11 protein-coding genes are annotated in these 14,235 nt (G+C 63.0%); 7 read left to right on the forward strand and 4 right to left on the reverse strand.

What is annotated here, in order from left to right:
* Nucleotides 1–4 precede the first annotated feature (4 nt).
* Nucleotides 5–796, forward strand: a complete 792-nt coding sequence (gene fecE / locus EJD88_RS19035; protein ID WP_158878741.1) for a Fe(3+) dicitrate ABC transporter ATP-binding protein FecE — start codon at nucleotides 5–7, stop codon at nucleotides 794–796.
* 66 nt (nucleotides 797–862) lie between these two features.
* Here the strand turns inward: fecE and EJD88_RS19040 are convergent, their stop codons facing one another.
* The 3 genes from EJD88_RS19040 to EJD88_RS19050 are packed head-to-tail and all read right to left on the reverse strand — an operon-like array spanning nucleotide 863 to nucleotide 5,305.
* The gene (locus EJD88_RS19040) at nucleotides 863–1,792 is read right to left on the reverse strand and encodes a sulfonate ABC transporter substrate-binding protein (RefSeq protein WP_158878742.1); all 930 of its coding nucleotides are present in this window, start codon (nucleotides 1,790–1,792) and stop codon (nucleotides 863–865) included.
* Complete coding sequence (locus tag EJD88_RS19045; protein ID WP_158878743.1) at nucleotides 1,789–3,120, reverse strand: LLM class flavin-dependent oxidoreductase; 1,332 nt, start codon at nucleotides 3,118–3,120, stop codon at nucleotides 1,789–1,791. The genes EJD88_RS19040 and EJD88_RS19045 overlap by 4 nt, the downstream gene beginning before the upstream one ends.
* Before the next feature lies 1 nt (nucleotide 3,121).
* Entirely contained in the window at nucleotides 3,122–5,305 is a 2,184-nt protein-coding gene (locus EJD88_RS19050) for a TonB-dependent receptor (protein WP_158878744.1), read from the reverse strand.
* Between the two features lie 208 nt (nucleotides 5,306–5,513).
* Between EJD88_RS19050 and EJD88_RS19055 the strand changes: the two genes are divergently transcribed.
* Nucleotides 5,514–6,536 (forward strand): LacI family DNA-binding transcriptional regulator, encoded by a 1,023-nt coding sequence (locus tag EJD88_RS19055; RefSeq protein ID WP_158878745.1) that lies wholly within the window; start codon nucleotides 5,514–5,516, stop codon nucleotides 6,534–6,536.
* 29 nt (nucleotides 6,537–6,565) lie between these two features.
* The gene (locus tag EJD88_RS19060) at nucleotides 6,566–7,180 is read left to right on the forward strand and encodes a TetR/AcrR family transcriptional regulator (protein ID WP_099586532.1); all 615 of its coding nucleotides are present in this window, start codon (nucleotides 6,566–6,568) and stop codon (nucleotides 7,178–7,180) included.
* A gap of 66 nt (nucleotides 7,181–7,246) precedes the next feature.
* Here the strand turns inward: EJD88_RS19060 and EJD88_RS19065 are convergent, their stop codons facing one another.
* Nucleotides 7,247–9,997: a glycoside hydrolase family 3 protein gene (locus EJD88_RS19065; RefSeq protein ID WP_158878746.1), complete on the reverse strand. Its 2,751-nt coding sequence runs from the start codon at nucleotides 9,995–9,997 to the stop codon at nucleotides 7,247–7,249.
* 487 nt (nucleotides 9,998–10,484) lie between these two features.
* Here EJD88_RS19065 and EJD88_RS19070 point away from each other — a divergent pair, with 487 nt between their 5' ends.
* The 4 genes from EJD88_RS19070 to gspG all read left to right on the forward strand — a co-directional run bounded on the left by EJD88_RS19070 (nucleotide 10,485) and on the right by gspG (nucleotide 14,232).
* Nucleotides 10,485–10,709, forward strand: coding sequence for a hypothetical protein (locus tag EJD88_RS19070; RefSeq protein WP_099586534.1), 225 nt, complete (start codon nucleotides 10,485–10,487; stop codon nucleotides 10,707–10,709).
* Between the two features lie 192 nt (nucleotides 10,710–10,901).
* Nucleotides 10,902–12,596, forward strand: coding sequence for a type II secretion system ATPase GspE (gene gspE / locus EJD88_RS19075; protein ID WP_160385074.1), 1,695 nt, complete (start codon nucleotides 10,902–10,904; stop codon nucleotides 12,594–12,596).
* The gene (gspF, locus tag EJD88_RS19080; RefSeq protein ID WP_158878747.1) at nucleotides 12,593–13,795 is read left to right on the forward strand and encodes a type II secretion system inner membrane protein GspF; all 1,203 of its coding nucleotides are present in this window, start codon (nucleotides 12,593–12,595) and stop codon (nucleotides 13,793–13,795) included. The genes gspE and gspF overlap by 4 nt, the downstream gene beginning before the upstream one ends.
* Nucleotides 13,796–13,815: 20 nt before the next feature.
* Complete coding sequence (gspG, locus tag EJD88_RS19085) at nucleotides 13,816–14,232, forward strand: type II secretion system major pseudopilin GspG (protein WP_158878748.1); 417 nt, start codon at nucleotides 13,816–13,818, stop codon at nucleotides 14,230–14,232.
* The last annotated feature ends 3 nt before the right edge of the window (nucleotides 14,233–14,235 follow it).

A 14,235-nucleotide genomic window follows, 5' to 3' on the forward strand; every position in this document is an offset into this window, starting at 1 on the left:
TGACATGAGTATTCTCCAGGCCAGCCAGCTCGATATCGGCTACGGCGGCACACGTATCGTGCAGGGTCTTTCGTTTGCGCCACCGGCGGGCAAAGTCACCGCGCTGATCGGGCCCAACGGCTGCGGCAAGTCCACCTTGCTCAAGGCCTTTGCGCGCATTCTCAAACCCACGCAGGGTGAACTGACCCTCGACGGCCAGGCATACAGCGCCTTGTCCGCCCGCCAGTTGGCGCGGCAGATCGCGTTTCTGCCGCAGGTATTGCCCGTGCCGGAAGGCGTCAGCGTGCGCCAGTTGGTTGCCTATGGCCGCAGTCCGCACAACTCGCTGTGGGGACGCCTCAGTGGCAGCGATCAAACCCAGGTCACCCAGGCCATGCAGCGCCTGGGACTGGACAACCTGGCCGACCGCGCCCTGGCGGACCTGTCCGGCGGCCAGCGCCAACGCGCATGGCTGGCCATGGTGCTGGCGCAGAACGCGCCGGTGGTATTGCTGGATGAACCGACGACCTACCTGGACATCAGCCATCAGGTCGAACTCATGGACCTGATGTGCGAATTGGCCGCTGAAGGCAAGACCGTGATCACCGTGCTTCACGACATCAACCAGGCCTGTCGTTATGCCGAGCATGTGGCGGTGATGCACGGCGGCAGGCTGGTGGCCGCTGGCACGCCGGCGGCGGTGATCAATGCGCAGTTGATGCGTGAGGTGTTCGAGGTGCAGGTGCAGGTCATCAATGAGCCGGTTTCCGGTACGCCGATGTGCGTCGTGGAAAAAAGCACCCGCACTCACGGCTGACGCGGTCAAAAAATGTGGGAGGGCGTTTGCCCCCGCTCACCACAACAGTCCATTTGCCATTGGATCTCAGTGGGCTTCGGGATTCCACACTGCCTGCTTCACCTCGATCGCCTTGGGCAGCAACCGGTTCTGGAAAAACAAATCCGCCGTTGCCTGCTGCGCCTGAATGATCCCCTCGTCAATCGGCAAAATCGGCGAAGGCGGGCGGTTGTCCATATAGCGCGCAACCACGTCGGCGGGCAGGCCCATGAAGTGGGTCAGCACGTTAAGGCTGTCCTCGCGCTGGCTGCGGGTCAATGCTTCGGCGGCGGTCAACTCACCCAGCAGGTCATGCACGAACCCAGCATTGTCCCGCGCATACTCGCGCCGTGCGGTGTACACCGGCCCCGACAACCCCAGCCCTTCACCATTGGCCAGCACATGGCTCGGACTTTGGCTCAACGCTAGGGACGAGTAGGGCTCCCAGATCGCCCAGGCATCCACGCTACCTTGCTCAAACGCGGCGCGGGCATCGGCGGGTGGCAGGTACACCGGCTGGATGTCCTTGTAGCTCAGGCCTGCTTTATTCAGCGCGCGCAGGATCAGGTTGTGGGAGCTGGAGCCTTTCTGGAAGGCGACCTTCTTGCCTTTCAGATCCGCCACCGAACGCAGTGGGCTGTCATTGCGCACCAGAATGGTTTCGGCGCTGGGCTTGGGTGGTTCGGCACCGATGTACACCAGGTCGGCGCCAGCGGCCTGGGCGAACAGCGGCGGGATGTCGCCGGTGGAGCCCACATCCAGTGCCCCCACGTTCAGCGCTTCAAGCATCTGCGGGCCGGCGGGGAATTCGATCCACTTCACGTCCGTCTGCGGGAAGCGTTTTTCCAACAGGCCATGTTCCTTGGCGAGGACCAGGGCGATGGAGCCTTTCTGGTAGCCGATGCGCAGGGCGGCGGGCTCGGCCGCCCACGCGGTCTGACTCAGCAGCAGGGCCAATAACAGTGCTGGGACTTTCATGCTTGAGCCTCCTTGAAGCGATTTTTCGGGCGGGCCAGACCGAGGTTTTCGCGCAAGGTCGTGCCGCTGTATTCGGTGCGAAACAGTCCGCGTCGTTGCAGTTCAGGCACTACCCACTGGGCGAAATCTTCAAGCCCACCGGGCAGATGGGACACCAGGATATTGAAGCCGTCCGCCGCGCCGTTTTCGAACCAGTTTTGCAGTTCATCGGCGATCTGCACCGGCGTGCCGATCAGGCTGTAATGCCCGCGCCCACCGGCAATGCGCCGGCCCAACTGCGCCAGTGTCAGTTGTTCGCGGTGGGCCAGTTCACTGAGCAATTGCTGGCGGCTGCGTTGCCCGCTGTCGGTCAATGGCAGTTCCGGCAGCGGCCCGTCCAGCGGGTAGCCGGACAGGTCGAAATTGCCCAGCATGCGCCCGAGCAATGCCACGCCGACCTCGGGTTCGACCAAGTCCTGGAAGGCCTCGAATTTTGCCTGGGCCTCGGCCTCGGTATGCCCGACCACCACAAACACGCCGGGCATGATTTTCAGCGAGTCCGGCGCACGCCCGTATTGAGGCAGGCGCCCCTTGAGGTCGGCATAAAACGCCTGGGCATTGGCCAGCGACGTCTGCGCGGTAAACACCACCTCGGCGGTTTGCGCCGCCAGATCGCGGCCGGTTTCCGACGAACCCGCCTGCACGACCACCGGCTTGCCCTGGGGCGAGCGCGCCACGTTCAACGGGCCTTTGACCCGGAAGTGTTCGCCTGCATGGTCGAGCACGTGCAGCTTCGCCGGGTCGTAGTAGTTGCCGCTGGCTTTGTCGCGCACAAAGGCGTCGTCTTCCCAGCTGTCCCACAGGCCCGTCACCACCTGATAAAACTCACGGGCGCGGCGGTAGCGCTCGGCATGGCCCACGTGTTCATCACGGCCGAAATTCTGCGCCTCGGCAGCGGCGTCCGAGGTCACCAGGTTCCAACCCGCGCGCCCTCCCGACAGGTGATCCAGCGAAGCGAATTTGCGCGCCACGTGGTAGGGCTCGTTATAGGTGGTGGTTGCGGTGGCGATCAGGCCGATATGTTCGGTCACCGCACTCAACGCCGAGAGCAGGGTCAGCGGCTCGAAATGATCCGAGCGCGCCATATGGCTGGCGATCTCGCCGGTGGGCGCGGCAATGCTGTCGGCCACGAACAGCGCATCGAACCGGGCCGCTTCGGCCACCCGCGCCAGGTGTTTGTACTGGGCGAAATCCAGCCCGGCATTGGCCGGCACGTCCGGATGGCGCCAGGCGGCCACATGGTGCCCGGTGGCCATGAGAAAGGCGCCGAGTTTGAGTTGACGGCTCATGTCAGAAATCCTTGCGCAGTTGCACGCCGAAGTAACGTTCATCGTCACGGGGTACGGCGCGGTAGATGTAGTTGCCGCCGCTCGCCAGCAGCGGCGAGTAGGATTTGTCGGCGAGGTTTTTCGCCAGCAGCGCCACGCGCCAGCCGTTGCTGTAGTCGGCCAGGGCCACGCTGGCGTTCCAGATGCCGTAGGCGCCTTGCTTGGTGTCGAGGTTCTGGCTGATGTCGTACTGCACTTCGCTTTGCCAGCTGTAGTCGGTGCCCAGTTCGATATCCAGGCCGTTATCCAGCGGGATGGTGTAGTCGGCGCGTACGTAGCTTTTCCAGTCCGGGCTGTAGGGCAGCGGTTTGCCATTGACGTTGCAGGTGGCCGCCGCGCCCGCCGGGCAGGCGAATTCATCGATGCGTGCACGGGTGTAGGCCAGGGCGCCGGAGAGCTTGAGTTGCTGGGTGGCCTGCAAGGCGTAATCCAGCTCGACGCCTTCGGTGCTGACGCTGCCGGCGTTGATCAAACGGGTCACCACTTGGCCGGCGACCGTGTCGAAAAAGTTGGCCTGGTAGTTGTCGTAGTCGCTGTGGAATACCGCGAGGTTGGTGGTCAGGCGGTTGTTCCAGGCGGTGGTCTTGATCCCGGCTTCCCAGGTATTGGAGGTTTCGGGCTTGAGCGCATCGGTGTCGCGCGGCTGCATGTTGAAGAACACGTTGTAGGCCGGGCCCTTGTAGCCGCGTGAATAGGTCAGGTAACTGGTGACGTTATCGCTGATGTCGTACTGCACGCCGAGGCGGCCGGACCAGCCGTCTTCGTCCACCGAGCCGGAGCTGGAGGTGGCCGGTTGAATCCCGCTGACGGTGGTGGCCGAGGTGGACACGCGGCGGTGATCGTATTTCAGATCGTCATGGGTGTAGCGCAGGCCGGCGATGCCGCGAAAGCGCGAGGTGAAGTTCAGCGTGGTCTCGCCGAATACCGCGTAGCTGTCGCTGGTGGTGCTGTAGTCGGCGACGCCACGCTCGGTGCGCGTGGTGGTGGTGAGTGTGCGCTGGTAGGTCTCTTCGTCCTTGCCATGCATGTAGAACAGGCCGCCGACGTATTCCAGGAACTCACCCTTGGGCGAGGCCAGGCGCAGCTCTTGGGAGTATTGGTCGAAGTCCAGCTGACCCTTGTCGGCGGTGCCGGGGAACGCGGCGGTCACACTGCCGAGGCGGTCGCCGTCCTGGTACTGGGTGTTGTCCCAGCCGCGCCAGGCGGTGATCGAGGTCAGGGTGTAGTCGCCGAGGTTCCAGTCCAACTGGGCGGATAAACCTTTGTTGGTGTCCTGCACATGGCTGCGGGTGTCGGTGTTGATGTCGCGGTTGTCGCTGGACGCGCGCACCGGGCTCAAGGCGTTGCTGAAGGCCGGGCTCAGCGACTTGCTGACGACACCGTTCGGCGCGTCGTCGTGGGACTGCATGTAGTCGGCGATCAGGGTCAGCGTCATGTCGTCATTGGGGGTGAATTCCAACTTGCCGCGAATGCCCTTGTGGTTGTAGCCGTTGACCTCCTGGCCGTTGTGCTGGTTGTCGACGTTGCCGTCGTAGCTGCCGAACAGCGTGCTGACCGAGCCCTTGAGCACGTCCGGCACCAGGCTGCCGCCGATGCCGAAGCGGGTGCGGCTTTCATTGCCGCTGTAGTAGGACTGGTCGATATAGCCGTGGGTCTCGGCGGTCGGCGCCTTGCTGGTGATATTCAGCACGCCGGCCGAGGCATTCTTGCCGAACAGCGTGCCTTGGGGACCGCGCAGCACTTCGATGCGCTCCAGGTCGAGCAGGTCGAGGGTGGCCTGGCCGGGGCGCGCGTAGACCACGCCGTCGATCACCGTGGCCACGGTCGGCTCCACGCCAGGGGAGGTGGAAATGGTGCCGACGCCCCGCACAAACAGCGAGGTGTCCTTGTTCGATGCTCCCGTGCGGAAATTCAGCGACGGCACTTGTTGCGCAATGCTTGCCACGCCGTTGCGGTTGTCGCGCTCCAGTTGCTCGCCGTCCAGTACCGAGACCGCCACCGGGACTTTCTGCAGGGATTCTTCGCGCCGGGTGGCGGTGACGGTCACCGTTTTGAGGGTGGCTTGCGGCTCGTCGGCGGCAGCGGTGCCGGCCACTGGAAGCGCAGTCAGACCGGCAAGAAACAATAAGTGAGAGTGTTTGTGCATGCTGTGCCCGCTCAAAAGAAATGCCCTGGTCCGCTGCGGTTCTGCGACCGTCAGCGCCTGTGAAACTGTCGTGGGCATTCGCTTGAGCGAGTAGCAGACAGCGCGCTTTGTTAGCGCTAACATCGGCATTATTGTGAGCTCTGCTTTAGAGCGTCAAATACTTAAAAATTAGTCCTATATTCTTTTTGGTTGTTAACAGGGTTTTCCCGTGAACGAAGACAAACCGCGCAAACGCCGTGGCGCCGGGCGTGTCACCTTGAATACGGTGGCGCGCCAGGCCGGGGTATCGGCGATCACCGTGTCGCGTTACTTCAACCAGCCCGAGCAGGTGTCGCCTGAACGGCGTGAACGCATTGCCCAGGTGGTTGCCGAGCTGGGTTATGTGCCCAACCTGGTGGCTGGCGGGTTGGCGTCGGCGCGTGGGCGGATCGTGGCGATGGTGATCCCGAACATCTCCGGGCCGATTTTTGCCAACACGATCCAGGGCTTCAGTGACACGCTCAGCCAGCACGGCTATCAACTGTTGCTGGCGTCGAGTTACTTCAGCGCCGAGCAGGAAGAAAACGCGGTGCGGGCGTTTCTCGGCTGGTCGCCGGCAGCGTTGGTGCTGACCAGCCGCTTCCACAGCGCGGCCACTGAAAAGATGATCGCCGACGCGGATATCCCCGTGGTGGAAACCTGGGACTACGTGCCCGAGCGCGCGCCGGTGCAGATCGGTTTTTCCCACTACCAGGTCGGCGTCACCGCCGCACGCTACCTGCATGACAAGGGCTATCGGCGCATGGCCTTTGTGCACAACAGCGTGGCGGGTGACTTCAGCGCCCAGGAGCGTGGCGAAGGCTTTGCCGCGACCCTGATCGAGCTGGGCGTGCAGCCGGAGGCGTTTGTCCCGGACGCCGACCGCGCAGCGTTCGACGCGGGCAGGCAGGCCATGGAAACCTTGATGGGCCGCGCCACACCGCCGGACGCGATTTTCTTCGCCAACGACAACCTGGCCGCCGGTGGTCTGCTGGCCGGGCAGCGTTGCGGGTTAAAGTGTGCGGTGCTGGGGTTCGGTGACTACCCGTTTGCCGAGATGCTGCTGCCGAGCCTGAGCACGATCAAACCGCCGGCCCTGGAGATCGGCGTCCTCGCGGCAACCCGCGTGCTGCAAAGCCTGGGCGTGTTGCCGCAGGCCGTACAGCGTTTGAACCTGTTGGACTGCCACTTGATCGAACGGGAAAGCGCCTGAGCTTTTCTGCCGCCCACAAGGATTTGCCCATGACCGAACCTGCCCCCAAGACCCGCCGTGCGCCCAAAGGTGAAAAACGCCGCGAAGAGCTGCTGGACGCTGCCTTGCAAGTGTTTTCCCTGGAAGGCTACAGCGGTGCGTCGATGGCCCAGGTGGCGGGCATTGTGGGGATTTCCGTTGCCGGGTTGCTGCATCATTTTCCCAGCAAGATCTCGCTGTTGATGGGCGTGTTGCAGCGGCGCGATGAGGTCAACCAGCGAATTGCCGATGAAGTGCGTGCGGAGAAATCCCTGAATGGTTTGCTCGGCAGCCTGCGGGCGATCAATCGCTCGAATGCCACGGCGCCTGGCGTGGTGCGCGCGTTTACCATCCTGAATGCCGAAAGCCTGCTGGACACCCAGCCGGCCTGGGCGTGGTTCCAGGCGCGCTACGCAGCGATTCACCAACGCATGCAAGGGCAGTTTGCCGACCTGGTGGCGGCGGGGGAGGTGCGCGGTGATGTGGACATCGCCGGGCTGGTGGAGGAGATCCTGGCCATGATGGATGGCCTGCAGATCCAATGGCTGCGGTTTCCCGAGCAAGTGGACTTGGTGGCGCGCTTCGATACCTACATTGCGCGGGTCGAAGCGGCCATCCGAACCTGAGGCCAAACCTGGTCCAAATGTGGGAGGTGCAAGCCCCCTCCCACAAAAAGCACCTTCTTTTACCCGTCAGTTACCGGCAGCGCTGCCCTGGGTAGTGTCATCGCTCATGTCATAGCCATCACCGTCGCTGGTGCCGCCATCCCCTTCATTCTGATGCAGCACCCCGCCGGTTTTGACCGTCGATTCACGCAGCGTCGAATTAAGCGCCGAACGCGGCAGCGGGTTGCTGGTGGTGGTCGACAGTTCCTGGCGGAACGGGTTGACCAGCTTGGCGTTCAGGCGGATGTCCTGGGACGACGCGCCCACCGACAGGTTGAAGCTGTCAGCGTCCACCACCCATTGCTTGCTCTTGACGTCGTAGTAGGCCAGCGAGCGGTCGTTAAGCTCGATGGTCACACGCTTGCTCTCGCCCGGCTTCAGGAACACCTTCTTGTAGCCCTTGAGTTCCTTGAGCGCACGCTCGACTTTCGGGTTGTTCTGGCCCACGTACAGCTCGGCGACTTCGGCGCCTGCCACCTTGCCGGTGTTGGCCAGGTCGAACGACACCTTGATCGGCGCCCCTGCAACCGCCACCCCCGGCGTCACGCTGATGTTGCTGTAGCCGAAGGTTGTGTACGACAAGCCATAGCCGAACGGGTAGAGCGGCTTGATGCCTTTTTTCTCGTAGCCGCGATAGCCCAGGAACAGGTCGTCCTTGTAGCTCATCTCGGCCAGGGTTTCCTGGTTGTCGAACTTGGGGAAAGTCGCGTAGATCGGGTTGTCTTCGATGTTGCGCTCGATGCTGATCGGCAGCTTGGCCGACGGGTTGACCTTGCCCAGCAGGATCTCCGCCAGCGCCTGGCCGCCGTTCTGCCCAGGGTAGAACGCATGCAAGGCGGCCGGTACCTGCTCGATCCAGTCGCTCATCTTCAGCCCGGTGCCGCCGTGCAGGGTGACCACGGTATTCGGGTTGACCTTGGCGATGCTCTGGATCAGTTGGCCTTGGAACTCCGGCAGGTCGAAGCTGTGGTCGAAGCCTTCACCTTCGTATTCATTGCTGTTACCCGCCGCCACCAGCACGGCGTCGTACTTGGCCAGGTCCTGAGGTGCGACCAGCGACGCCCAGCTCATCTGCACGCCCACCAGACCGCCCATGGTCGAGAGGTAGCCGTTGCGGCGCGAGTATTCGAGCTTGATGTCGACGGCTTTGCCGGCTTCCAGATTAACCTTGGCGAATACCGGAATGGTCGGCGGGATGCTGTTGTTGGGCAGCGGCTTGCCGTCACCGTTATCCAGCACTTTCTTGCCGTTGACGTAGAGGCGCACGGCACCGTCGGCGCGGACCTTGAACACTTGCTCGCCACTGACCGTCGGGGTGATCTGACCGCTGTAGCGGATCGAGGTGGCCGCCGTATCGCCGTTGACCGGCAGGCTGTCGGTGGACCAGTCCAGGTCGACATGGCGGTCGGTGCGGCTGGCCGCCGGGTCGCCGGACCAGTTGGTGTTGCTGAAGAACTCGGTTTTCACGCCCTTGACGCTGCTGCCGTCGTTGTCGGTGTGGGTCCAATTGGAGGCCGTCGGGTCCAGGGACAGGCCGTCGATAAACTCGACCTTGGCACCCGGCGCCAATTGCTGCAGGCCGCTCAGCTCGCTGATGTAGTTGGCCGCCATCACATTCGCGCTGCCGAAACCGGTGGGCGGTGCGTACTTGGCCAGGTTGCCGACCACCGCGATGGTCTTGACCTTCTTGGCATCCAGGGGCAGCAGGTTGTTCTGGTTTTTCAGCAGCACGATGCCTTCGCGCGCGGCGTTCAAGGCCACGCGGTTGCTGGTGGCGCTGTTCATGTTGTGGCTGGTCAGCGGCGCTTTGCTGTCGAACTTGTACAGGTAGATCTGCTTGAGGATGCGCCGCACCTTGTCATCGATGGTCGCGCTGCTCAGCTCGCCGCTGTCCAGGAACGGCTTGAGCACCGTGCTGTTCATCTGGTAGCCCATCATGTCCAGATCGGTGCCGGCCTGTGCCGCCGGCAAGCCGTCGACCACGGCGTTGTAGTCACTCTGCACGAAGCCTGGGTAGCCCCATTCGGTCTTCAGGATGTCGCGCATCAAGTGTTTGTTCTGGCAGGCGAACTCGCCGTTCACCTTCTGGAAAGCGCACATCATCATCGCCACCTTGCTGTTCTTCGAGGCGGACTCGAAGGGCGGCAGGGTCATCTCGCGCAGCACCCGCTCGCTGATGATCTCGTCGAGGTGGAAGCGGTTGCTTTCCTGGTCGTTGGCCGCGAAATGCTTGGCGTTGGCCCACACGCCACGGGACTGGATGCCGTTGATCACCGCCGGCCCCAGGCTGGCGCCGAGGAACGGGTCTTCACCGGACAGGTACTCGAACGCACGGCCGCTGTAGGGCATGCGGTACAGGTTCACGCCGGGGCCGGTGACGAACTGATAACCGCCGCTGGCGGTGTCGTAGCCCAGGGCGCGGCCCAGGTCGATGGCGCGGCGCGGGTTCCAGCTGGCGGCCAGGTTCGGGCCGGAAGGGTAGACCACGCCCTGGGCGTTGCCTTCACTGGTGTAGCGCACACCAACGCCGCCGTCGGCACCGTGGATCTGCGGGATGCCGTATTGGCTCAGCGGCTTGACGTCCCAGCCACCGGTGCCGCCGATGTAGGCGAGTTTTTCTTCCATGGTCATCTTCGCCAGGGTTTTGTCCGCAGCCTTTTCCGCACGGTTCACCCTGCCTTCGTCCAGGGCGGGGCTGGTGGCTGCATGCACCTGGGACACGGCCAGCGCCAGCAGGGCAAATGCCGACTGTGCACCGATCATTTTGCGTTTATTCATGGGTTTCTCCGACAACAGTTCAGTAAAAATAGGACGACGCTCGTCACTTTTTCGTGGGCAATAGTTCGCCTTGATCGCAATGTTTAACCGATGGCTAATTGCAATTACTTGGCGGATTTTGCAGATTCTGTAAGTTTAATAATTGTATTAGTTATTGTTATAGATGATGTCTTGGCGATATCACGAGATGGCATTTTGAACCGCGAAAACCGCATAATTAAGGCAATTCTTGCGGTTATAAGTCAAACAAAAGCTAATTTTTGCGTGAAATAAGAAATATTTCATTACGATTTTGAACTAAGGCTAAACCTACCAGTCGATTGGTTTAAGAAAATAGTTGCTGGCATGGCGAACTAGTGGCTTTGCTCGGTAGTTCTAAAAGGCCATGTTTTATACACGCTGTCATACACAACGCTTTGGTGTAGGGTCTTGAACCAATTCAAGGCGCCACTTGAGCGGTTCGCGTTTTTTTATCTGGAGAATGTTTATGAAGAAGTCCCTGCTGGGTGCCGGTTTTGTGCTGGGCGTTGCATTGAGCGGCGCGGCCGTTGCGGCTGAAGCCACCGACGCGGATGCCAAGTCCGGCACCGCCGATTCCACCGTGCTGACCCAGACCCATGACGCCAAGGCCGCGAAAAAACAGAAGGCCGAAACCACCAAAGGCGGGCGGCCGTTGAATGGCACCCAGAGCGCGCCGAAGACCTCGAACTAACGGGAAAAACGCCATCCCCTTGTGGGAGGGGACTTGCCCCCGATAGCGGTGTATCAGCCGGAGTATGCGGCAGCTGGTCCACCGCTATCGGGGGCAAGCCCCCTCCCACAGGGGTTCCCAGAGTCCTTCAGAACATAGCCCCTCAGATAGTCACCCATGCCAAGCCCCTCAACGCCCATAAACGCCTGCGACATGCACATCCCGCACACCGAACAGGTCTGCGCATGGCTGATGCAGCACGCCGGCTTGAAAACCGTTGATCTGGAACGCGCCCGGCGCCTGTCCCAGGAGTCGGACGACGCCGAATTGCTCGGCCTGCTCACGCGGCTTGGGCTGGTCTCTGAAGTGGAACTGGCCCGCGCCTGGGCCGACCTGCTTGGCGCACCGCTGTTACTGGCGGACGCCGCGCCACCGTTGCTTGACCCGTTGCCTGCCTTGACCGAGCGCTTCATGCGCCATTATCAGGTGGTGCCCGTGGGCTGGAGCCAGGGCGGCTTGCGGGTGCTGGCGGCCAACCCGGCGCTGGTCTATCCGTTCCAGGCCATGGCCTATGCCTGCGGCGTGCCGGTGTGGCTCTCGGTGGGGCCGCGCAACGAAGTCGACAGCCTGATCGAGCGTTACTACGGCCAGGGCCGCTCGGCCATGGGCACCCTGATCGAAAACCTCGACGAGCAGGGCGGTGCGCTGGAAGACATCGAACACCTCAAGGACATGGCCTCCGAAGCGCCGGTGATTCGCCTGGTCAACCTGATCCTGCAGCGCGCGGTGGAACATCGCGCCTCGGACATTCATATCGAACCTTTCGAAAACCAGCTCAAGGTGCGCTACCGCATCGACGGCGTGCTGCACGAGGCCGAGGCGCCGCCGTCCAGCTCTTCGGCGGCGGTGATTTCGCGGGTCAAGATCATGGCGCGGCTGGACATCGCCGAACGCCGCCTGCCCCAGGACGGGCGGATCATGCTGCGCATCCAGGGCAAGGAACTGGATTTGCGCGTGTCCACGGTGCCCACCAGTTTTGGTGAATCGGTGGTGATGCGTTTGCTGGATCGCCAGACGGTGCAGTTCGATTTCCAGAGCCTGGGCTTCGACGGGCAGCGCCTGGAAACCTTCCTCGAAGTACTCGAACGCCCCCACGGCATCCTGCTGGTCACCGGCCCGACCGGCTCGGGCAAGACCACTACGCTGTACACCGCGCTGTCGCGGCTCAATACCGCCGAGCGCAAGATCATCACCGTGGAAGACCCGGTGGAGTACCAGCTCGAAGGCATCAACCAGATCCAGGTCAAACCGGCCATCGGACTCGATTTTGCCAGCGCGCTGCGCTCGATCGTGCGTCAGGATCCGGACGTGATCATGATCGGCGAGATCCGCGACCTGGAAACCTGCCGCATCGCCATCCAGTCCTCCCTCACCGGCCACCTGGTGCTGTCCACCCTGCACACCAACAGCGCGGCGGCGAGCATCACGCGCCTGCTGGACATGGGCGTGGAGAGCTACCTGATCGCCTCGACCGTCAACGGCATCCTCGCCCAGCGCCTGGTGCGCCGCCTCGACCCGGCCACCCGCGAAGCCTTCGAAGCGCCGGCGGAATTGATTGCCGAACACGGCCTGGAGCGCTTTACCGAGCAGCGTCCGATCCTGCTCTATCGCCCTCGCGCCGACGCACCGGGCGGTGGCTACCACGGGCGCAGTGCAATCACCGAATTACTGGTGATGAACGAGGAACTGCGCAGCCTGCTGATGCGCCAGGCTGACGCCGCCACGCTGGAGCAGGCCGCCCGTCGTGGTGGCCTGCGCACCTTGCATGAAGAAGGCCTGCGTCAGGCCGTGGCCGGGGTCACGTCCCTGGAAGAAGTGCTGCGCGTGACACGCGGGGAGGGCACGTGAGCCTGTTCAAATACCGCGCCCTCGACAGCCAGGGCACCCCGCACAATGGCACCCTGGAAGCCAAGGACCAGGACGCCGCCGTCGCCGCGCTGCACAAGCGCGGCTTGTTGTTATTGCACATTGATGTGGCCGGCGCCCAAGGGCTGCGCAACGCGTTTGGGCGCGGGCAGCTGAACGGCGCGGCGTTGGTCAGTTTTACCCAGCAACTGGCCACGCTGCTGGGCGCCGGGCAGCCGTTGGAGCGCTCCCTGGGCATCTTGCTCAAGCAGCCCGGCCAGCCCCAGACCCGTGCGTTGATCGAGCGCATTCGTGAACACGTCAAGGCCGGTCAGCCCTTGTCCAAAGCCCTGGAAGAGGAGGGCAGCCAGTTCTCGCCGCTGTACCTGAGCATGGTGCGTGCGGGGGAAGCGGGTGGCGCGTTGGAAAATACGTTGCGCCAGCTCAGTGATTACCTGGAACGCAGCCAGTTGCTGAGGGGCGAGGTGATCAACGCGCTGATCTATCCGGCGTTCCTGGTGGTCGGCGTGCTCGGCTCCCTGGCGCTGTTGCTGGCGTATGTCGTGCCGCAGTTCGTGCCGATCTTCAAGGATCTGGGCGTTCCGATCCCGTTGATCACCGAAGTGATCCTGGGGCTGGGCCAGTTCCTCGGCGCCTATGGCCTGGCGGTGTTGGCTGGGCTGATCGTCGGCATCTGGGGGTTGCTCGCTCGCCTGCGTGATCCCCAACGGCGTGAACGCTACGACCGCCGCGTGCTGGGCATTCGCCTCATCGGCCCGCTGCTGCAACGGGTCGAAGCCGCCCGCCTGGCGCGCACCCTCGGCACCTTGCTCAGTAACGGCGTGGCCCTGCTGCAAGCCCTGGTCATTGCCCGCCAGGTCTGCACCAACCGTGCCCTGCAAGCGCAGGTCGCCCAGGCCGCCGAGTCGGTCAAGGGCGGCGGCACCCTGGCCAGTGCCTTTGGCACGCAGCCACTGCTGCCGGACCTGGCCCTGCAAATGATTGAAGTCGGCGAACAGGCCGGCGAACTGGACAGCATGCTGCTCAAGGTCGCCGACGTGTTCGACGTCGAAGCCAAACGCGGCATCGACCGCCTGCTCGCCGCGCTGGTGCCGTCCCTGACCGTGGTCATGGCGGTGCTGGTGGCGGTGATCATGCTGGCGATCATGCTGCCGCTGATGAGCCTGACCAGCCATATATGAACCCCCGAGGACCCACTCCCATGCGCTCAAAACCTGCACGCCGCCAAAGCGGTTTCACCCTGTTGGAAATGCTTGCCGTCATCGTGCTGCTGGGCATCGTCGCGACCATTGTGGTGCGCCAGGTCGGCGGTAACGTCGACAAGGGCAAATACGGCGCGGGCAAAGCGCAACTGGCCAGCCTGTCGATGAAAATCGAAAGCTACGGGCTGGATATCGGCTCACCGCCCAAGACCCTGCAGCAGTTGGTCGAAAAACCCGGCAACAGCGCCGGTTGGGCCGGGCCATACGCCAAGCCGTCGGACCTCAAGGACCCGTTCGGCCATGCCTTCGGCTATCGCTTCCCCGGCGAGCACGGCGCGTTCGACCTGATCTTCTACGGCCAGGACGGCCAACCCGGCGGCGAAGGCTACAGCGCCGACCTGGGCAACTGGGAATAACCC

It is taken from the genome of Pseudomonas sp. PB105 (genome assembly GCF_009764655.1).
Taxonomy (GTDB): Bacteria; Pseudomonadota; Gammaproteobacteria; order Pseudomonadales; family Pseudomonadaceae; genus Aquipseudomonas; species Aquipseudomonas cyclaminis.